Source organism: Prevotella sp. oral taxon 317 str. F0108 (genome assembly GCF_000162415.1).
In the GTDB taxonomy this organism is placed as follows: domain Bacteria; phylum Bacteroidota; class Bacteroidia; order Bacteroidales; family Bacteroidaceae; genus Prevotella; species Prevotella conceptionensis.
On sequence record NZ_GG740074.1, the window covers coordinates 272,975 to 295,087 of the forward strand.

A 22,113-nucleotide genomic window follows, 5' to 3' on the forward strand; every position below is an offset into this window, starting at 1 on the left:
GAGGACCAATGCGTAGATGGATTCATACAGGAGCGTGCTCAACAGGTTCGATACCACACAAACCAGTTGGGAGGGATGGAACTATATCGCATTTATACTGATTTTTCTGAAAAAGATAAGAAAGAGGGAAAAGTCTAGATGACTTCAACTAAAAACACACCAACTCAAAAAATCAAAAGCTTAAATTATTAATTTTTATTTTACAACACCACTCTAATTTCCACGCCGTTCTAGCGAAAATATAGGCCATAAAGTAGGTAAATTGCCACTATTTCTAGTCTTTCATGTCTTCCAATATGTTCAATTTTAAGAAAAGGACCTGCATTTTGCACCATTTAGCCTTTCTAGATTGGTTGCCAACTCGTAATTTTCTAAGCCCAATTACACGCTTTTAGCCCCTAAAATCCCACTTTTTAACCACTATTTTGCCCTTTTCGGTCACGTGTTTCATGGTTCTAAAAGGTTTTGTTTATACCATTGCTGTGAATATTTATGCTTTTCGTCTTGCGTTTTGCACCATTTTGCCTTGTGTTTTGCACCATTTTACCTTGCGTTTAGTATCAAAACGCAGTGCATTTTGCACCAAATCGCAGTGCATTTTGCATCAAAACGCAGTGTGTTTTGCACCAAAACGCAGTGTATTTAGCGGCAAACAGCCCAAAATCTGGTGCAAATGGCGGTCTCTTTAAATAAAAATTCATTTTACAGCATTTATAGGCCAACCCCTTTTTCCATCAAAACCAACCTTCGCGAGAATCGATTATTTGCGGCAAGGTGAGCGGTTGGTGGACAAAAAGGGTACTCACAATGTTAAATTTATTATTAAAACTAGACAAAACAAGTATGCCGTAAACACGCACGAGTGGCCAACGGCACCGAAAACATGTACGCTTGCGACCTCCAGCGCGAGCGGTTGCAGGGCATGCTACTCACACACTCTCCTGTATATCTTTTTCGCGTAAGCCATGAGCCCGAGCGGTTGCAGGGCATGCTACTCACACACTCTCCTGTATATCTTTTTCGCGTAAGCCATGAGCGCGAGCGGTTGCAGGGCATGCTACTTACATACTGCATCATGCAAACGCAGAAGTAATCTGCCATTTACAGCCAAGTTTTCAACTTGTAGAGAGTGTATGGAACAACTTCCGCCAGGTTGCCTTCTGAAATCTAATCATGTTTTGCCACAGACAAATGGGGCAGCATTTCAGGTTTTTATCGTATCTTTGTCCAGGAACTTCGTACATGAGCGGGGTGTGATTTGACTGCTTACCTTTCCAAAAAATACGGAGCACCAACGAAAGAAACCAAGCTCAACCTCTTGCCGCCACTGAAAGAAGACGAATACGTACGCACATTTGGCGAATGGTGGTACTTGGCATGCGATGTAGGAGCCATTCTCCCACGAGCAGAATGGAAACAGGGCAACATGAAAATTGTTACGGGTATTACTAGCTCTGGCAGGACATTCATTTCTTTTCTAGACGAAAAGGCCCTGTCGCACGCCAACCTTGACGAATACTTTAAAGAAGGCCAAACTACAAAAGCGAAAGTGGCTTGGTGGTAGGCTTTCCACCTGCACTCATCAAAACCCAACAACATCACCTATTATATGACGCGAGAAATATATTTATTGCTGAGCATCTGTCTCATCGTTAGCTGTAAACAACCGAAAGATAAAGCCATGTATAAAGGGCAAGAGCTGCACCGTTTGGTTACAATGGTGTCGTGTTGCCAATACAATGACACGTTAGCGGCGTGGAAAGACACAAGCAGTTATTTCGTTAACAAAGCGGGCGAGCCAATCATGGTAAACCGTCAACCGCTCTTTGTGGAGAGAAAAGGCACAGACTCACTACAAACGATAAGCCACCTGCAACACTATAAAGGGAAAACGGACACAACATATACATATAGAGTGATTATGGGAAACCTAGTTAGAGAGAATCGTATAGGCATTTTAGACCGCTACCTGTTTACGTACGACAATAAGCACAGGCTTGTTAAAGCCATAACCTACGCCACGGACACATACCAATATAAATTTAAATGGGTTGGCAATCTACTTACCGACATTATCACAGAAGGAGGATATTACAGTAACACATTTCGCACTCATATAGAATACGACAAGACTCAAACCATTCCGCAATCAGGTCTGCCAGCATTGCTTGACGGAGCAGCTTGTTTCCTTTTCATTCAACCCTCGTCAAACGCATATCTGCTAACAGGCTATATGGGAAAGTTGCCTACTTTGCCTGTGAAGAAGATGACAACAAAGGCAGAAGATGGTGAAACCATTGCAGCGTATGATGTTAAGACGAAATTCGATAAAGACAAAAGAATAACGTCTTATTCGCTTGTCAAGCCCAATGGTGACATTTATGTGAAACGAGACTTCTATTACCCCAACTAACGTGAGAAAGACAGCACAGAAGGTAAATCACAGAAACGTGATAATAGACAAAACAAAACTTGCACTGATTCTGCTTGTGGCAATTGTTACGATGATAACATGCGTTAGCCCCATTTATCCCCACGAGCAATTGCTTCAACACATTGGAACGGCCTTGTTGTTCATTCCGCTAATCACCGATGTGTTTAAGAAAGCAATGCCCATGTCGGCGTTTGTTGGTCTTGCATGCTTTACCATCCTGCACGTTATTGGCGCACGCTATATCTATTCGTACGTGCCGTATAAAGAATTAGCTGTTTCGTTGGGGTTGGTTGATACCGGTTTCTTTCAGGACCCTCGTAATCATTATGACCGCTTGGTTCATTTTTCTTTCGGCATATTGCTGTTCCCATACTTGGTCTATCTCTGTAAGAAATGGTTTAAACAGCAACAGCCCATCGCTGTTTTTATGGCATGGCTGATGATACAAACAGGTAGCATGATGTACGAACTGTTCGAATGGTTGCTTACTATTGTTATGACGGAAGATGCGGCCGACTGTTATAACGGACAACAAGGCGACATGTGGGATGCACAAAAAGATATGGCCTTAGCCCTGCTTGGCTCCACAGTGATGCTTTTCTTCTATATGCTCCGCTATGCCTATATGGAAAGAAAGCATTAACGCCCTTCGTCGTTATAACTTTTAAGCACACACTGGTACACCTCCATTCTCCACTCCACATTTCTCTTTAACTTATTTGCATTCTTCGATAATTTTTCGGAACTTTGCAAGCATAAATGTAGGACGATGATTGTAGAACCTAATGAAACGGATGGCATTTAAGTTGCCAATATCGTGCTTACAACTATCTTGTTAAGGATAAATATTCTAGTATCTTATACGGATAATAGATATCAACATAATCAGTTACACCAAATAAAGATGAACAGTATTTACGTAAACAAACATTGTAGGCGACTCTGCTTAGCGATGTCGCTCCTTATCAGCTTGTCGGTTGCTGCACAACGCGACTTTTCCACTATCAACACAGGCGTTAATGCTGCCGATGCGAAGATTATTGAGCGTGGCATTAAAAACGTTGAATTACCCAAAGACGTGGCACGAACACGCGGAAACGGATTCGACGACGACAACAAAGACCATGGCGAAAGTTGGTTCGGCTACGAATATTACCGTTACACCTACCCCAGCATCAACGCTAAGGGCGAGCCTGTTACACTTACGGCCTTAGCTGCCATGCCCCAAAACAACAACGTTACCATCAACAACGTCATTCTAGGCTGCCACATCACCATTACCGACAATGCAAGTACGCCCTCAGAATACATCAAAACAGGCAGTATAAAAAGCGATGTAGCCATGCTTACCATGCATGCGCAAGAAAAAACACCATCCAAACTGGCCTATACCTGCCTAGTAATTCTACCCGATTACCAAGGATATGGCATCAGCCGAAACGACGCCCACCCCTATTTGGCCCAAGAAATTACAGCCAGACAGAGTGTAGACGCATTGCGCTATGGCATCGAACTATACAAAACCAGCAAGAAAAACCGAGCCAAGATAAGGGATAATTGGAAAACAATATGCGTGGGCTACTCACAAGGCGGGTCGGTTGCTATGGCTTGTCAGAAGTTTATGGAAACCAACTTCCTCGACACCGACCTGCATTTGGGCGGGTCGGTTTGCGGCGATGGCCCTTACGACCCCTTCGCCACGCTGCGAACTTACATCACCGAAGACAAGGTTTACATGCCCGTTGCACTGCCTCTTATTATCAAGGGCATGCTAGACTATAACCCTTACATGCGCCGACACGCCATGAGCGACTACTTCAACGAACGCTTTCTCAATACGGGCATCGTTGAATGGATTGAGAAAAAGGAGATAGCCACCGACGAAATACAGAAAAAGTTAAAGTCGATATACACCTTTGAGAAAGACAATAAAGGGGAATATATAAAGGTGTCTGAGATATTCACCCCCGACGCCTTTGACTTTATGAGCAAGAAAATGAAGGGCGAACCCACCGAGAAGAACCCCAAGTTCGACGACTTGTACACGGCCATCACCGTTAACGACCTTACCGAGGGTTGGAAACCCAAATACCCCATCTACCTTTTCCACTCGCGTGTAGACGAGGTTGTGCCCATCGGCAATGCCGAAAGCGCATACCAGAAGATGCGGACAGATGCCAACCCCAACATTATTAAATACACTTACCTATCAAAGGGCAGCCATGTGGATAACGGCTCGACCTTCTTTTTCTCATTCTGGGGAAAGAGTTACGAGGAAAAGGGCGTAGATGCCATAGCAGGAGGAGAGGAAACATGGAACCAATTTAAGCCCTAATGGCAATTAGCACACACATCATTGACAATCATCAACACAGAAAAAGACATGAGAAAATATATCATATTACTGCTGCTTGCCATCTGCACACAGCTTTCGGCCGATGTGTTAAGCAAGGAAACGCTCATTAAGGGAACGGCTAAACTTAACGGAAAAGACGTGCCGATGTGGTTTAACGTAACGGCCGAAGACATTGCAGAGGTTGGCAACGGCAAGAATGCAGCCATCAGTCAGTATTCGGAAGGCAAGCTTGTTGTGCCTGCCAGCATCGTAAACCCTGCCGACAAGCGCATATATAAGGTGGCGAGAGTGGCTAACTTTGCATTTAGCCTTTGCAGCAAACTAACTGCGGTGACCCTAGAAGAGGGCATCAAAGAGATTGGCGAGAATGCTTTTTCGGGTTGCAATGCCCTGCAAACCATCGGCTATCCCGCATCGCTAACCGCCATTGGCAGAGGTGCATTCGCGGGTTGCAACCAGCTTAGGCATGCCCACTTGCCTGAAAACCTGGCCTCGATAGGGCAAGAGGCTTTCGCCGGAAACCAATTCGCAGACAATAAGGTGACACTTCCGATAAAGGTAGCCACCATCCCCGTCGCCGCTTTCGATGGCTGCAAGCTACAAATGGCGATACTGCCCCCTACGCTGCAAAGCATTGAAGAAGATGCTTTCCGCGGAGCAGGCTCGTGCGACTTCTACATGTTCGACGGCAATGCAGTGCCATTGGTACACAACAAGGGCGTGAACGTTGCCAGCCATTGGTATGTCAGCAAACCGCAAAACTATGTGCAAAAGACCTACTGCAACGGCCTGCTCCCCATCAGCGCAATGGTGCCCCAAGGCGAGTTCGTTGCCGATAACATCACCTATCGGATAGTGCAAGTTGGCCAATATCCGGGCATATTCACGGCCTCAGCCTACAAGAGGAACGACAAGAAGGATTGGTCAAGCGAGTTTAAAGACCTGAAAACGGCCGTGCACAACCCTACGTTCGGAGGCAAATGGAATCCCGAATACCGCATCAACGGCATAGATGCCAACTTCTTTACCGGCAACGACATTGTTAAGCTACACCATATTGCCTTGCCTGCTAGCATCGAACCCACTCAATCTAAAAACGCCTTTGCACAATGCAAGGCTTTGGTTTCGCTCGACTTGTCGGCCATGAACCCACTAAGCAAAGCCGAAAGCGATGCGCTTTTAAGCGGACTTCCCGAATTTACCATCGTGTATGCGCCCAAAACACAGGTACAAGAGCACCGCGCCGCCAACACCGTGCTGACGAATAAGGACGGGAAACGCCACACAAGCCTTTATAAAATGCAGCTAAACGAAACCTTCGACGCATTGGCACAGCAAGGAAACCTCGCCTATCGGCTGCCTTATAGCTTTGAGGCCAAGCGTGCAACCTTCTTCCGCTCGTCTTTTAAAAGCAAAAAGAAAGAGACGCTTGTTTTGCCTTTTGCCGCCAAACCGCGCGGAAAGGCCTTTGCTTTCGACGGCATGGACAAGCAAGCAGACGCCAACACCACCCTGAAGTTTGCCAAGAAAGACGAGTTGCAGGCCAATACTCCTTATATATATGCCTCTGACGGCACAGAGATATGGGCAGAAAATGTGGTGGTGAACCCACAAAACAGCACAAACACGCAGACGAAGGACGGTTTGTTTGGCGTTTACAAGGCCGATTTAGTTAAGTCTTTGGCCACTGCGCAACTGCTAAACGGGGCTGCTTACACCCTTAATGCAGAGGGCAACAAGGGTAACGCCACGTTTGTGCAAGCAACAGATGAGACTAAACTTACTCCCTTCCATGCCTTCTTGCATTTGTCCGACAAGCTGGTTGGCGCAAATCTCAAACTTCTGTTCGAGGGAGAAACGGCCACGGGTATAGAAAAAGTGGCTAACGATGTGGACAACGAAGACAACACCTGGTTTAACCTGCAAGGCATCAAGTTCAATTCCAAGCCCCAAAAAGGCATTTACATTCGTAATGGAAAGAAAGTGGTGGTGCAGTAAGTAGGGGGTGAGTTTGCGAGGGGCTATTAAGCCTCAGACCTATCAAATGCCACATCAAGCTATTAGCAAAACGATCCACATCAACATTTAACCCAAATAGGTCGTTAGAACCTGTACAAATCTTGTTTGATTGTTGAGCATATAGCTGTCTGCTAAACTCCAAGTCGGCACCATTTCCCTATCCGCAATGCCCATCAATAGGCGTTGCGGATTTCTTTTTTCGAAAAGCATGTACCCTTTCAGCCTGTCATTCATCGGCTGTCCGCTAAAATGAGAGAAATAAAAACACGAAATGTTGTAAAAATACATCCTTCAAGTTTTTGAATACCTTAGCTCGTAAGTTATTCTGTTGGTTTCATCGCTTCCATTCGCCGTTATATATTGACTGTCCGCTAAAAACACTTTTGTGAAGAACAGAAAGGAACCTGATTTTGATGAGATGAAACTAGTTTCCCTTTCATCGACAATCCGAACACCAAATTTGCTGTTTCAAAACTTTTAGCGAACAGCAACAAATTCTCATGAACTAGAAAAACATTTTCACCCCAACAATTAGTGTTCGGCCGCGTAGCCCATACTGATTGTAGGTGCTGCTCAGGTTGTTATAAGTCGCATTATTGTAAAAACGCTGGTTTAGGATGTTGTTCAAGTGCAGCGTAAAATCGGTTTTGCGATACTTATACAGACAATTGAAGTCGGCAAAAAACGTATATTTGCGTGTGTTGTCATTAAAATAGTTGGCGTAGTGTTCGGCCGAGAGTGAGAAGTTTAAGGCATTTGTCGGCATCCATGTTAGTTCCAATTCCTGCGTCAGCAGCTTGGTGCGACTCTTCATTGCGCTAAATTCAAGCGCATGAATGTTGTACTGCGCCCGATAAGCTAGGTCTAGCCATGCCCAAACGTTGCTGTTGAGGCTGACCGACGTTTGTAACGAGCCCGTGTTAAACTCGGTATTGATGCCATTTTGATACATGCTGCTGGCATTTTGGGATAACAGGCACCGCGCGTTGAATGTGCCTTTAATCCATTCCAAACGCTGGCTTACAGTGACGAGTGCCGTTATTCCGTGCGCGTGGTTGTCGTTTTCAACCGTAGAATAGTACGCCATACCGCGCCTATCTACGCTTTTGGTGCGCGCAAGAGTGTTGTAACGTGTGTCATACCCCATACTGGCGCGTACGAAAAGACCGTGGGCGTAGTCTGTGTACGAGACAAACGCCATCTCGTTCCAGCTTCGTGACCCATAGAAGTTGATGGGCGACATCTCAAACGTGCGGTAATCTACCAGTATAGGCATCGTGTGACTATCGTTAACTGCGGGTTCTTGCCTGTTCAACGACAGCTTTGCCCCAATGGTCCAGTGAGAGTTAATCTCCCAGTTAATGTTTAGGTTGGGCGAGAAAAACAGCTTGTTTGCCACAGACGTGCCAAAATAACGATAGGTGTTTAGCGGCATTTGCAGTGTTCCGCGAAGCCCTCTGTGCTTATAGATGATGGTGGGCTGGACAATGAAGGCCACGTAATTGATGTCGGCGTTTTCGTAAAAGCCCGTGTCAAGTGGCGTTGTCCGATAGTTGCTTTCCATGTTCATGCTCTGTATACGCCCTTCCGTGTTCAGCTCTAACGCCCATTGGCGCGTGTTGAAGACAAGGTTTAACTGCGTAGACGATAAGAACTGGCGCCGTTTCACATCTTGTTGTAGGGTGCTGTCGTTCATAACCGCTAGCTGTTCGGGCATAAAACGGTACAGGTTGACGGATGTTAGCTTAACGTGATGTCTGCCAATGGCACGTATCCATTGTAGGTTGTTCTCGATGGAATACATGTCCGACCGCGTTTCCCACTGGTTATTATAGTCGCCATGTGTAATGGCGCGATTGCGTTCCCATGTAGAGGCGTATTTAATTTCGTTCGAAAAGTAGCTCCGTTCCTTATCGTTCTTAAACAAGATGGCAGCCGATAGTTCCCTGTTGTTAAGGATGCCGTGTTCCGTTGTGGTGCGCGTCAAGGTTGTGTCGGCCAGAAAATACGATAGACCTTGTATCCTTTCGCTGGTGTTGCGGTCGTCAGAGTAGTACAGCTTTGTGCGCATAATGGCCGTCTGCGACATCTTTTGAACGTTTCCCACGTTGGCGATGTGGGTGCGTCCAAAACGCGTTCGGTTTTCGTCTAGTACACCAGGCCTGTCTAGCGAGGAACTAATAAAGGGGTTGGGGGCATTGGTCGACACCTTTCTTAACAGCTCGTCAAGCGTCAGCACCTTGTTTTCGCTCATGATATCTTTGCCTGTGTTGTTGCTCTTGCCCGTTAAAGAAGTTTGGTTAACAGCCGAGAGGCGTGCGCCGAAGATCTCACCCTCCCACAGTTTTGGTAGTCCAGTCGCAGCTCTTGCATTGCCGCTCCATCGCCCTTTTGCCTTATCTTTCAAGGCAAGGTTAAGTGCGATGCCACCCTCAGCTTTGCTTTTCCGTAGCGTTTTCTTCGATTGGAAGTTCTCCACAACGTCCACCCGCGAAATAACATCATGCGAAATGTTACGTGTGGCGATGTTATATTGTCCGTCGAAGAGGTCAACGCCCTCGATAAGAAACTGGTCTATCGCCTTTCCGTTGTACGAAACCGTTCCCTCTTTGCTCACATCGATGCCCGGCAACTTTCGCAGAACGTCGCCGATGGTGCGGTCTTTCTGTGTGGCAAAGGCTGATACCAAATAGCTCGTTGTGTCGTTACGATGGGTTATCTTGTCGGGTTTCACATACACGTCCTTTATCTCAAAGGCTTTCGGGTCCAGTTCTATGCGATAAAAAGTTTGATCGGTAAGGGCACATTGTGCCGTTTTATGTGCCATGCTGCTCACCACCAGCCTTGTTTCGGCCCTGTTTTCGTGTTTCATGGTTAGGCTAAACTCGCCCTTAGCCGATGTTTGCGTGTTATAGATAATAATGTCTTTGGCATTGCGAATGGTCACAACGGCTCCCCTAACAGGCGTTCCGCTACCCATTTCCACCACCAATCCACGCACAACATTTTCTTGTGCGTAGACTGGCAAGGCCGAAATGGCGGCTAATACTAGCAGAAAATACAAGGTCTTCATGTTGTACCTGCATCTCTTTTTATGGGGAAAAGCCGATACCCTCCTACAGTTCGACAGAGTGGAAGGCTGATGGACGGCCGCCAGACTTGTTACTTCGACATGGATTCGACACGTTCCATCGTTGCATACGAACGCAATTTTGGAGCACGGGGGCGTGTTGTTTTAATTCCAAGTTTTGCTTCCCACAGTTGCAAGACCGATTCAGGGTCGTCGATAGACATTTGCTTTATCCGCAGATATTCTTTCTTTGTGGTTTTGGTATAGTCTACAACGGGTATTTCTATCTTGCCTGCACAAGGGCGCATGCCCAAAAATTGAAATTCGTAATGGTGCTGTTTGTCGTACACTTCAAGTATCAGTCCTGGCAAACCGTAAAACTTCCATGGTCCGTCGTTTATGGGGATGTCTGGTGCAAACCACGCCTCATAGGCTCTTCCGCCAAATGTGCATGTCGCCTTTTGGCATTGGTGTTCGCCTATCGTCTTTTTGTCTTCCGACATTTGCCAATTAAAAACGGGTAAGGGCTCTGTATACTTGTTGCTGTTTAGGAGGGTTCCCATAAAGTCAAGTTGTTTCTTTTCAAAATCTTTTAGTACGTAATAAGATACCGTTACCTTACCATACCTAGCTTTAATGGTGTCGTTAATTGCCTTTTGCTCTTCAATTCCATTTGCATCACGCTGTAAAGAGTCTTTTTCGAAGTTTGCTTGCGAATAGAAAAGAGAACAGTTTTCATTGCGTCTAAGCACCATCATGGCATTGACACTACGTTTTGTAAGGGTATCAACCTGATAGGTCAGACGGTATATGCACTCTAAATTGGCTTTGTTGTCGGCAGCCCTACTTTGTAGGAGACATGCCAGACACAATATTATAGTTAGTGTTGATTTCATCGATGTGCTATTTTAAAATTTCCATGATCCGATGTCTATTGTCGTTTTTTATTTCTTGTTCAAAGTCGTTGCCGGCTTTACCGAAGTTTATTTTTATCATTGCGCGGTCATTGTAATATGCTATTGGGTCATTTTGATATATGGCATACTCTTTAAGAAACTTCTCTTTTGTTGTCTTAAAAGATTTGCTGGGGAAAAGAGTAATCTCTCCGTGGCATGGTTGCATATCGATAAAAGTAAAGTTATATTGATGTTGTGTGTCGTAAACAGACAGCACCAAGCCGGGCAAACCGTAAAATTTCCATGGCCCAACAGGTGTTGGTATGTCTGTGGCATACCATGCCTCATACGTCCGTCCCATGTATTTACCAATAGCTTTCGCACATCTGTGCCCTGCAATGTCTTTATATTCAGATTTAAGTTGCCAGTTAAATGCCGGCAAACTATCCGTATAAGAAAAACTGTTCGTCCCGATTTTGTCTTTGAAAATATATGTTTTCTGTTGGAGGTCAGCCAATATATAATATGAGCTGTTAGCCTTATCTGCCCGTTGCTTTCTTGTTAAAGCACTGCCTATTGCCTTTTGCCATGCTGTAAGGTCATTATGTTTTAATGAGTCTTCTGCAAACGTTTCCACATTATAGAATAATGCCTTGTTGCCATCAAACCGCAATTTGAACGTGTCTGTCAGCACCTTATTCGTAACTGTGTCTTTGATGCACGTTGCAAGATAGCTTACTTCCGATTCGAAAGTACGTGTCTCTTCTGCGTAGATTGCGGCCAAAGACATGATTGACAAAATGAGGATTACGATCGATTTACGCATGTTGAGAATGATAATTGAATGCCGTCCCGCATGTGTTGATGCGGAACGGCGTTTTAATAAAGAGGTTTAAAACTACCCACAGAAAATCCAATCGAGCGTTCGTGCATAGGCTACAAGGTCTTTGGCAGTTACGGTATCACCTATTTCAGTTATTTTGTAGTCTATTCCACAGATGTATGAACAATAATGTCTACTCTTTTGGCATTAGATGCCAAACAAACCATTGCGAATAACGCAGTTGCAATAATTTTTTTCATGTCTAAATTGTTAGTTGTTTATAATTTGTTTATTCGGTACCGCCTTTGATGAGTGAGGTCTCAAGATGTAAACCCTATTGCAGTGTTACAGATGAATGTAAAAAGATGGGGAGGACATCTCAACTGCAAATTTAAAGAATTAATTTATTTCAACCAAATATCAGCTCTTCTTTTTTTAAGTCTATTTTCCAAAACTCTACAAAAGTATGTGCTTGTATGGTTCTCCAAGAAACTTAATCTTTTGATATTCATACAACAGATGCCTGGTTACTTGCTAGATTATTTTTTTCTGTTGTTTTGTCACTGGTACTGATGCGCTTTGTTTTCCATGTCGATCAGAAGGTCTTTCCCAACCCGCTTAATTGCAAATTGAGCAAAACGTTTTTCCAACCATCTTCTTCTGCTCCGTAGCCCCACAGCTTTTCAGAAAGGTCGTCTAACCTTTGTACACCCTTATGGTATGCCCTGCTCAATGCCGTCCGTTCCTCCTTAGGGATAGCGTTCAGCCTTTCGTCGGCAACTTTAAATCGCGGATTAATCAAGAAGTTCATCACATCCGTATAAACTTCCTCGTTGCAATCGCTTGCAAAATCGGGGAATACGGATAGTGTTTGCTCAAAAGCATCTTTTATTTTTACACATAATTTTAATCCCAAATCGGTAATTAGACCGCTTGGGGTTCAACCAAAGGTCTGTGCAAGTAGCGATACCACCCCATCAAAGTAAACCTTATCATCGGTCAAATTCGATGTTAGTTCTTATTTATCAGCCCAATCTGATACTTTGTAGACATACGCTTTCTTGCTTTTGTTGTCCACACGAAGATTAATACCACCTAACGCATTCGCAGGAAACCCTTCTGTTTCCCAACTTCCACGAGTAAACTTAAATTGGGCAGGTAGTTGTACTTTTACATCAATCGCACGAACAGAATCATTTACATGTGTCATCTTAATCTTCTTGGCGTCCCAATTGCCTAACGACGCTTGGTTTCCACAAATATACACTTCGTACTTAGGATTGTCAACAATCACCTCTATATGCTTTGCATAGACTTCTCCTTCTGCCGTGGCGTCTTTCGCCTCACGATAGGCGAAATAATCCTTGTAAGCATCTTGCAATGCCAACGGAAAACTTGCAAAATGTTCTGATTCAGGGTACGACTTGTGCCTACACACAATGTTGTTGGGTAACGCCTTCGAGTCAATATACCTATAAACCTCATCCCTTGGTGTCTGCCAACCTTCCCAGCCCTTTATTTTCTCTTCGGCTGCATCGCTAAAAAAGAGATAATGCCTAGCGGTTCTATCGAAAGAATGCTTTACAAACTTATTCGCCAACATGTTTTTACCAAATGCAAGATTAGGCGAAAACAGAAAATAGTCATTAAAGATGTCGTAATTTAACAGGCATTGCAACAAGAACGATGCACCTAACGAGTGACCGATAGCAAGATTTTTCTCCGTTGTGCGATAATGCGAACGGATATATGGCATTAGTTCGTCTTTCACGAAACACATCAGCTTGTCAGAATAGCCCTTTCTGATTTTATACGCATTGCATGTCAAACCATCATCGGGCAAGAAATCTTCTCGACGGTTGTATTCAGAGTCTTGTGGCGAACAAATGCCAACAACAATAGTCCCTTTCGAAAACCAACCTTCGTTTAAGAATACAGGATATGCACTAGCCAACTCAAAAAAAGGAGTAACTTGGGCATCGAAGATATAAGTAACATCATAATCTTGTGCATCAGTAAAGCTGTAATCAGACGGAAGTCTCACCCATATCTTGCGGTCAAAATCAAAATACTTCGACTTTAAGTTAATCTCTTGTACACCAACTACATGGTAAATATCTTTCTGAGCATGAAGTAAGTTGCATACTAGGAAGAAACACAATAAGGCTAAATACTTTATTTTCATCATTTAAAATTTAATCATCCAATGCGAAATAATTCACCCCATTCCACTCATGCCATTTCAACTCCGAGCCATTCTACACTTGCTGCGATGAAGATCCACCTAATACGAATGAATTTAGATAATCCAAAACGTTTTTCCAGCCATCTTCTTCTGCGCCGTAACCCCACAGCTTTTCAGAAAGGTCGTCTAACCTTTGCACACCTTTATGGTATGCCGCGCTCAATGCCCTGCGTTCTTCTTTCGAGATAGCGTTCAGCCTTTCGTCGGCCACTTTAAATCGTGGATTAATCAAGAAGTTCGCCACATCCGTATAAACCTCTTCGTCGCAATCGCTTGCAAAATCGGGGAATACGGACAGCGTTTCTTCAAAAGCATCTTTGATTTCCACCAACCCTAACCTACTCAACGTATCAGGAATATAGGGAAGTAACGCCCTTCCTTCATAAAAGATAAAATCCCAGCCATCGCCTTTCCAATTACCTATCATATTTACCGCCACATGAAAAGTAAAGGTTTCGGCACTTACCTCGTCCTTAATCTTTTCAATTGAGCCTAATTTCCATATATCATCGGATATACTTGCAAACTTAGACTCCACATCGAGGTCGCGATACTTCTCGCAAAGCGTTCTTAAATCGTCCATTGTATTGCGTATTTATATTTTGAGGAATAACAAACTTACAAGAAAAAGATTAGCCGTTAAGCCCGCCAAACTCAACATGATACTGGTTATCAATCTCCATAAAGGCCAAATGTCCCAGCAAATAGTCGGGTTTAGCATCTAAATCGAGGGCAAAGTCCGTGTCCACGCCCTTAACCCAGATAGTAACATTGTCTACAAACAGCGCATTCACAAAGTCGTCTGCCGATATTGGCCCATCAGCCTTAAAGTCGCCACAGGCTATCATCTCATTAACAACATCTACATAATGGTCGTTTTCCTCCATAAACGCCTTCATTATCTTTTCTTTGTTACGCTCTATCCAATTTATTTTTTCAGTAACTATTTTGTCGATGTCATCCCCCTCTGCATGTTCTGTATCAAGAAAAACGTCTGTTTCTCTTCCCCACACTTGCAGTTTTCCTACATATTCGCCGCAACCTTTGTCGAAGGTAAATTCAGTTGCGCCAATCATCATCTTCTTTTCCATAGTAGTCGAGTTATTGTTTAGTAAATCGTAACCATCACATGTCCATTTGCCTCCAACACTTCCCGATAAAAGTCTTTCATGTTTTGGAAGTAATCGCTAATTTCTTCTTTCACCAACTCTTCTTCATCGTCGTAATCCCAAATGTCGGGGTAAAGTTCAGCCTTTTTGCAAGCATCCATACTGAACGTTGCCATAGCCTGCTCCATATCAAAAGCCTCCAAAGCCGCAAGTATATCGGCAACCCTCTCCTTTTCCGTATAGGCAACAAACTCTTCTATGCCTTCAAGCGAACGTACACCAACCACAGCCTCGCTTAAAGGATTGTTCTCAATGGGGTCGCAACTGCTTACGCCGGTAAGCACAAAATGCAGAACGTCCCACATTTTGTCTATATCCAACAGCATTTCGCTTTCTTCGTTCCATTCCTCCACCTCATCCAGTACGTCATTCCTTTCGCGGTCGAAATTCTTCAAGCTGTTTAGTTGCTCATCATTGATGTACTGATAGTTTGCAATCATTCCCATAACTTTTCCATTTTGTTAATAAGCAGGCACCAAGCAGCCTGCAATTGGTTACACATATTTTGAGTTTCATCTTATTTGCTGATGCCCAAACCTGCCGTTGTGCCCACTTATCAATTACCCCACCACTCTGAATGCCCCCTATTGGCAAGCAAAACAGATGGTGCAACCATTGTTTGGCGCAGAAACAGCCCTTTGCCATAAGCAGATGAACTTCGCACAAAGGTAGCTGTTATAATCAAGAAAAACGAAACAACGCACCAAAAATCTGCAACATGCCCAGCAAAATCCATCTTTTAAGGATGGAGTTACGCCCATTTTCAAAACTCCCTATGGCGTATTTTGCTTTTTAAAGGGCGGCAGGGATAAGGTTTGCTCACTGCGAAGTTATGCTGTGTTGACAAAAACACCGATAAGGGGATGTAATGTTTTGCGCATAGAATTTAACATTATGGCTGCGATTTTTCTGGCCATTCCGCCGTTCGCCCACATTTTTGCGAGTATTGCGCCAACTTGTTTAGGCCAAAACAAGGTGCGTATAGAGGTGGATAAATAACCGCTGAACATTGTTTAAATATACATTTTGCACGCCATTAAGTGCCTTTTGCAGCATAATTTGGGGTAAAAAGCACCAAAACGCAGGGTAAAATGCACCAAAATGCAATGCAAAATGCACCAAAACGCAATGCAAAATGCACCAAAACGCAGAGCGAAATGCACCAAAACGCAATGCAAAATGCACCAAAACGCAGGGCAAAATGCACCAAAACAGCAGGCATTTTGCAATAATATGCAGTACACAAAAGGGCATAAAACCCTTTCGGCAGACTGAAATAACGTGCAAAAAGGGGCAAAATGGTACTTAAAAGACTACCGTTTTGGTGCTAAATGCAGAAAAATTGGACGATAAATTTTGCGAGCGAGCGACAATCTAGAAGGGTAAAATGGTGCAAAACGCCGCTTGGACCATCATGTTTTGGCAGAAAATGGGGTGCGTAAAATGACGAATGGCGGCTAAAAGCATGCTTTTGGCGGCGTTTCGGCCCTAGAATGGGGCATCACGAAGAACCCGTTTTGTAAAACAAACGAAACGCAATTAACGTTTAGCAAGGGGCGTAAAGGATACTATCTTAGTTGGCCGGCGAACAACTTAACTACTTACCAATGCCGCTTTACAGCCATTCCCCGCAGAACCTTGCCGCAACCATGCCCACCAAACAATCGGCACAAAGCGCCGCCCAAAGCCACAAAAAGGCATGCCACTTGGCGCAACGACAAAGCGCATCCTTAAAAGTGGTAAAAGAGAACAAATAAACCTACATGCAAAACACAACCGAACCCAAGCCCCAACAAACAACCATAGCAGCCAACCCACAAGCAAAATACGAATACAAACACAAACATAAAATAGTATAAAAACGACATAAACAAACAAAACAACCCATGTTCTCAATAAATTTGTAATTAAATTTGGCGATTTAACAACAATTCGTTACTTTTGCCAACACAAAGGCATTCAGACATAGTGGTGCCATCGCCCCATCACACAGGCCAACCTGACGGCGATTGAGCACCCATTGCAACAAGAAAAAACGATTAAGAAAGCAAAAAAGCGTTGCATACAATACCACCATCGGCATTAAGGAATAGACCTATCGTTTGCTTCCAGTTCATTAACTATTAAGATTGCTAAATATACTTGTTGTATGAATTATTAATTAATTGAGAGAATTTATGGAAAAAAGACTAATGATGTTTCTAGTCTCGCTATTCTTAAGCGCAGGGATAGCGATGGCGCAAACACAAGTTTCCGGAACAGTTATCTCGTCGGAAGACAACGAACCCATCATTGGAGCGTCCGTCATTGTGGAGGGTTCGAAAACAGGTGCCGTGACAGACCAAAACGGTAACTTCACCCTATCGGTGCCAAAAGGCAAGAAGATTGTTGCAAGTTACATCGGCATGCGCCCCCAAACGCTAAGCCCCAAGCCCACAATGAAAATCACGTTGTCGCCAAACAACGAGACTTTGACCGAGGTTGTGGTAACGGGCGTGTCGAACATGGACCGCCGAATGTTTACCGGTGCGGCCGACAAGATTAAGGCCAACGATGCCTTGATAAGCGGCATGGCAGACATTAGCCGCTCGCTGGAAGGCCGTTCGGCAGGCGTGAGCGTACAAAACGTGTCGGGAACGTTCGGCACAGCACCTAAGATACACGTGCGCGGAGCCACCTCTATCTATGGAAACTCAAAGCCATTGTGGGTTGTTGACGGCGTTGTGCAGGAAGACATTACCGACATTAGTGCCGATGCGCTGTCGTCGGGAGATGCCGAAACGCTTATCTCTTCGGCCATTGCCGGCCTTAACTCAGACGACATCGAGAGCTTTCAGATACTGAAAGACGGCTCGGCAACGTCCATATACGGTGCGCGCGCCATGAGCGGCGTTATCGTCGTCACCACCAAGAAAGGCCGTTCGGGGCAGGCACACGTCAACTATACGGGCGAGTTCACCTCGCGCTTGGTGCCATCTTACAGCCAGTTCAACATCCTAAACTCGCAAGAGCAGATGGGCATCTATCGGGAAATGCAATACAAGGGCTGGCTCAACCTCTCGAGCGTGCTTAACGGCAGCGACTATGGCGTTTACGGAAAGATGTACGAACTGATTAACACCTACAACCCCAAGACGGGCCAATTCTTCTTGGAGAACACCCAAGAGGCCCGCGACGCCTACTTGTACAGTGCCGAAATGCGCAACACCAACTGGTTTAAGCAGCTATTCTCGAGCGCACTCATGCAAAACCACTCGGTAAGTCTGAGCGGCGGCACGGGCAAGTCCAACTATTACGTGTCGATGTCGTTCATGGCCGACCCAGGCTGGTACAAGACTTCTGCCGTGAGGCGTTACACGGCCAACGTAAACGCCACCCATCACCTGCTCGACAATCTCTCGCTCACGCTGCTGGCCTCGGTTTCGTACCGCAAACAGCAGGCACCGGGCACGCTGGGGCAGGATGTGGACGTGATAAGCGGACAAGTGAAGCGCGATTTCGACATCAACCCCTACTCGTACGCATTGAACACGTCGCGCGCGCTCGACCCCAACACGTACTACCATGCCAACTATGCACCCTTCAACATCTTGAAAGAGCTGGAGAACAACAAGATAGACATGAACGTGCTGAACACGAAATTCCAAGCCGAGCTGGCCTACAAGCCCATCGACGACTTGCGATTGGCCATCATCGGCGCCGTGCAATACGACACCTCTACACAAGAGCACCAGATTACCGAGTACGCCAACCAAGCCCTAGCTTACAGGGCTATGGACAACGCGCTGATACGCGATGCCAACAACTACCTGTACACAGACCCCACAAACGCCTACGCATTGCCGATAACGGTGCTGCCTAACGGCGGTTTCTACCAAAAGACCGACTTGCAGAAGGTGAGCTGGGACGTGCGCGCCACGGCCAATTACAACCACACGTTCGACAACGCGCACGCCGTGAACGTGCTGGGCGGCATCGACGTTTCTAACGTAGACCGCAGGCGCACGTACTTCAACGGCGTTGGCATGCAGTACGACGGGGGCGAAATACCCTTCTACGTCTACCAGTTCTTTAAGAAGAACATAGACGACAACGCCGTTTACTACTCGCTCAACAACACCCACAACCGCACGGCGGCCTTCTTTGCAACGGGCACCTACTCGTATAAGCAACGCTACAACCTTACGGGTACCTACCGCTACGAAGGCACAAACCGCCTAGGACGGAGCCGAAGCGCACGTTGGTTGCCCACATGGAACGTGTCGGGAAGTTGGAACGCCAGCGAAGAGCCGTGGTTTAAAAACACGTTCAACAATGCACTGACGCATGCCATGGTGCGCGCCTCTTACTCGCTTACGGCCGACCCAGGCCCGGCAACCTACACCAATTCCACCCAGATACTCAAATCGTACACGCCGTACAGGATTGTGGGAACCGACAAGGAGTCGGGTATCATGACCAGCGAGCTGGAAAACGCCCAACTAACGTACGAGAAGAAACACGAATTCAACATCGGTTCGGAATTGGGTTTCCTCAACAACCGCATCAACGTAACGTTCGACCTCTTCTGGCGCAACAACTTCGACCTCATCGGTCCCATAGCCACACAGGGCGTAGGCGGACAAGTGATTAGGTATGCCAACACCGCTACGATGAAGTCGCAAGGCCAAGAGCTCTCGGTGCAAACAACAAACATCAAGAACAACAACCTAACATGGGTTACCAACGTGATATTTTCGCACGTAACAACAGAGGTAACCTCGCTGATGAGCCAAGCCCGCACCATCGACCTTGTGAACGGCGAGGCTAGCAGCGGCTTTACGATGGAGGGTTATCCGCATCGCGCCATCTTCTCGATGCCTTTCCAGGGGCTAACCGATAAGGGCATACCCACCTATCTCAACGAGAAAGGCGAGCTTACCTCTACCGACCTCGACTTCCAAAACCGCAACAGCAACGGCTACCTGGTTTACGAAGGGCCTACGGAACCTACGATAACGGGGTCGTTAGGCAACGAAATCAAGTGGAAGAACTGGCGACTGAACGTATTCCTTACCTACTCGTTCGGCAGCTATGTGCGCCTAGACCGCATCTTCAGCGCACAATACAACGACCTCACCTCGATGACCAAGGAGTTTAAGAACCGCTGGATGCAAGCCGGCGACGAAAAGACCACCTCGGTTCCTACCATACTGCCCTACCGCAGCTTTGCCTCGGACAGAAACCTCCGCATAGCCTACAACGCCTATAACTACACGAGCAACCGCACGGCAAAAGGCGACTTCGTACGCATGAAAGAGATTTCGCTGGGCTACGATTTCCCCAAAGCAATGCTTAGGTCGACGCCCTTCACCAATCTCTCGCTGAAACTCCAAGCCACAAACCTGTTCCTCATCTATGCAGACAAGAAGTTGAACGGCCAAGACCCAGAGTTTGTTAACGCAGGAGGTGTGGCTGCCCCCGTACCACGCCAGTTTACAATGACCCTCAAATTCGGTTTATAAACAAATAAAAGAATAAGTTATGAATAAGCGAAACATCTACATATATGTGTTGTTGGCCGCAACAACATTGGGCATCACCTCGTGCGACAAGTTTCTCGACAAGCTGCCCGACAACCGCATGGAGCTGAACAATAAAGAGAAAATACAGAAATACCTCGTTTCGGCCTACCCCGACCACAACCCTGCCTATCTGGCAGAACTGTATTCGGACAATGCCGACGAGTTCGACGTAACGGGCTGGGGAAGCGACGGCCGATTTTACGACCAAGCCTACTCGTGGAGCGACATCACCGAGACACAAGAGTCTGAATCGCCGCAAGAACTCTGGAACAGCCTGTACATGGCCATGTCTACGGCCAACACGGCCCTCCAAACGATAGAACAGCAGGGCAACAACAGCGACCTGATGCCCTCGAAAGGCGAAGCATTGCTGTGCCGCGCATACGCTGCACTAACCCTTGCCAACACCTTTTGCATGGCCTACGACCCAACGACGGCCAGCAAAAACATGGGACTGCCCTACCCCACACGCCCCGAAACGACGGTTGGAACCAAGTACGAACGCGGCACACTGGCAGCCTTTTACGAGCAGATAAACCGCGACATTGAAGAGGGACTGCCACTGGTAACCGACAACTATGCACGTCCCAAGTACCACTTCACCCGCAATGCAGCCTATGCCTTCGCGGCACTTTTCAACCTATATTACCAAAAATACGCCAAGGCCGTGGCCTATGCCACACGCGTATTGGGCGCAGACGCCTCTTCGAAATTACGCGATTGGAAGGCGTTCAACGCCCTTTCGGTGAACGGACAGATAGCTCCGAATGCCTATGTGAGCGTATCCAGCCAAGCCAACCTGTTGTTACAGACGGTTCATTCGCAGGCAGGTGCCCTCCTAGGCCCTTACCGCATGGGCAACAAGTATGCGCACGGGCAGCTCATTTCAGAAAAAGAAGACCTGCAATCGCAAGGTCCGTGGGGACGCAGCAGCAACTTCGGCTACACCGTCTGGAGCAACAACAGCCTGTCGAAGTACTTCATCAACAAGGTTCCTTACGCCTTCGAATACACCGATGTGCAGGCAGGAATAGGGTATGCGCACTCGGCCTACGCCGTGCTTACAACCGACCTCACCCTGCTTGTGCGCGCCGAAGCCAACGCCATGCTGGGCAACTACGATGCAGCGGTAGCGGATTTGAACACCGAAGTGAAGGCCTACTCGAGCGGCGCATTGAGCGTTACGCTGGAAGGCATCAAGAATTTCTACAACGGAATAGGCTATTACACGCCAACTGCACCAACGCCCAAAAAGAAATTCAACACCGCTTTCAGCATCGAGCCCACCACGCAAGAACCCCTGCTGCACGCCATCTTGCACCTTAGACGCATCATGACCCTGGGCGAAGGCTGGCGACTGCAAGACGTTAAACGCTACGGAATAGTTATTTACCGCCGCACGCTAAACGCAAGCAGCAGCGTAACAGACGTTAAAGACTCGCTTACCGTAAACGACCTACGCCGTGCAATACAGCTGCCACAAGACGTTATAACAGCCGGACTTACGGCAAATCCCAGAAACAAGTAAAACAAAAAC

16 protein-coding genes are annotated in these 22,113 nt (G+C 46.2%); 7 read left to right on the forward strand and 9 right to left on the reverse strand.

Translation table 11 applies throughout. The features are described 5' to 3' along the window. Nucleotides 1-1,258: 1,258 nt before the first annotated feature. From HMPREF0670_RS10455 to HMPREF0670_RS10475, 5 genes are all read left to right on the forward strand, one after another. Nucleotides 1,259-1,564 (forward strand): hypothetical protein, encoded by a 306-nt coding sequence (locus HMPREF0670_RS10455; protein ID WP_009231127.1) that lies wholly within the window; start codon nt 1,259-1,261, stop codon nt 1,562-1,564. Nucleotides 1,565-1,609: 45 nt separating this feature from the next. Next, nucleotides 1,610-2,413, forward strand: a complete 804-nt coding sequence (locus tag HMPREF0670_RS10460; protein ID WP_009231128.1) for a hypothetical protein — start codon at nt 1,610-1,612, stop codon at nt 2,411-2,413. Between the two features lie 91 nt (nt 2,414-2,504). Further along, nucleotides 2,505-3,077 (forward strand): DUF2238 domain-containing protein, encoded by a 573-nt coding sequence (locus tag HMPREF0670_RS10465; RefSeq protein WP_410524383.1) that lies wholly within the window; start codon nt 2,505-2,507, stop codon nt 3,075-3,077. Nucleotides 3,078-3,338: 261 nt separating this feature from the next. Continuing rightward, nucleotides 3,339-4,769: an alpha/beta hydrolase gene (locus HMPREF0670_RS10470; protein WP_044078144.1), complete on the forward strand. Its 1,431-nt coding sequence runs from the start codon at nt 3,339-3,341 to the stop codon at nt 4,767-4,769. Between the two features lie 48 nt (nt 4,770-4,817). Next, nucleotides 4,818-6,788, forward strand: coding sequence for a leucine-rich repeat domain-containing protein (locus HMPREF0670_RS10475; protein WP_044078145.1), 1,971 nt, complete (start codon nt 4,818-4,820; stop codon nt 6,786-6,788). Between the two features lie 87 nt (nt 6,789-6,875). On the opposite strand, the gene HMPREF0670_RS10480 is transcribed toward HMPREF0670_RS10475, so the two are convergent. The 9 genes from HMPREF0670_RS10480 to HMPREF0670_RS10525 all read right to left on the reverse strand — a co-directional run bounded on the left by HMPREF0670_RS10480 (nt 6,876) and on the right by HMPREF0670_RS10525 (nt 15,458). Then, nucleotides 6,876-7,097 carry a hypothetical protein gene (locus HMPREF0670_RS10480; protein WP_009231132.1) on the reverse strand — a complete coding sequence of 74 codons (222 nt, stop codon included), beginning with the start codon at nt 7,095-7,097 and terminating at the stop codon, nt 6,876-6,878. Nucleotides 7,098-7,314: 217 nt separating this feature from the next. Continuing rightward, nucleotides 7,315-9,882, reverse strand: a complete 2,568-nt coding sequence (locus tag HMPREF0670_RS10485) for a carboxypeptidase-like regulatory domain-containing protein (RefSeq protein ID WP_009231133.1) — start codon at nt 9,880-9,882, stop codon at nt 7,315-7,317. Nucleotides 9,883-9,971: 89 nt separating this feature from the next. After that, on the reverse strand, nt 9,972-10,775 hold the full coding sequence (locus HMPREF0670_RS10490) for a GLPGLI family protein (RefSeq protein ID WP_009231134.1): 804 nt from the start codon (nt 10,773-10,775) through the stop codon (nt 9,972-9,974). 7 nt (nt 10,776-10,782) lie between these two features. Further along, complete coding sequence (locus tag HMPREF0670_RS15345) at nt 10,783-11,601, reverse strand: GLPGLI family protein (protein ID WP_009231135.1); 819 nt, start codon at nt 11,599-11,601, stop codon at nt 10,783-10,785. Between the two features lie 592 nt (nt 11,602-12,193). Beyond that, a complete protein-coding gene (locus HMPREF0670_RS10505; protein ID WP_009231136.1) occupies nt 12,194-12,514 on the reverse strand; it encodes a hypothetical protein in 321 nt (106 codons plus the stop codon). Between the two features lie 102 nt (nt 12,515-12,616). After that, nucleotides 12,617-13,786 (reverse strand): alpha/beta hydrolase-fold protein, encoded by a 1,170-nt coding sequence (locus HMPREF0670_RS10510; RefSeq protein WP_009231137.1) that lies wholly within the window; start codon nt 13,784-13,786, stop codon nt 12,617-12,619. Between the two features lie 70 nt (nt 13,787-13,856). After that, complete coding sequence (locus HMPREF0670_RS10515) at nt 13,857-14,426, reverse strand: hypothetical protein (protein ID WP_009231138.1); 570 nt, start codon at nt 14,424-14,426, stop codon at nt 13,857-13,859. Between the two features lie 49 nt (nt 14,427-14,475). Beyond that, a complete protein-coding gene (locus HMPREF0670_RS10520) occupies nt 14,476-14,934 on the reverse strand; it encodes a DUF2262 domain-containing protein (protein WP_009231139.1) in 459 nt (152 codons plus the stop codon). A 17-nt stretch (nt 14,935-14,951) separates the two neighbouring features. Then, a complete protein-coding gene (locus HMPREF0670_RS10525) occupies nt 14,952-15,458 on the reverse strand; it encodes a YfbM family protein (protein WP_009231140.1) in 507 nt (168 codons plus the stop codon). 1,731 nt (nt 15,459-17,189) lie between these two features. On the opposite strand from HMPREF0670_RS10525, the gene HMPREF0670_RS10535 reads away from it, so the two are divergent. Together HMPREF0670_RS10535 and HMPREF0670_RS10540 are read left to right on the forward strand one after the other, a co-directional pair. Next, a complete protein-coding gene (locus HMPREF0670_RS10535) occupies nt 17,190-20,516 on the forward strand; it encodes a SusC/RagA family TonB-linked outer membrane protein (RefSeq protein WP_009231141.1) in 3,327 nt (1,108 codons plus the stop codon). Between the two features lie 19 nt (nt 20,517-20,535). Continuing rightward, a complete protein-coding gene (locus HMPREF0670_RS10540; RefSeq protein WP_009231142.1) occupies nt 20,536-22,104 on the forward strand; it encodes a RagB/SusD family nutrient uptake outer membrane protein in 1,569 nt (522 codons plus the stop codon). The last annotated feature ends 9 nt before the right edge of the window (nt 22,105-22,113 follow it).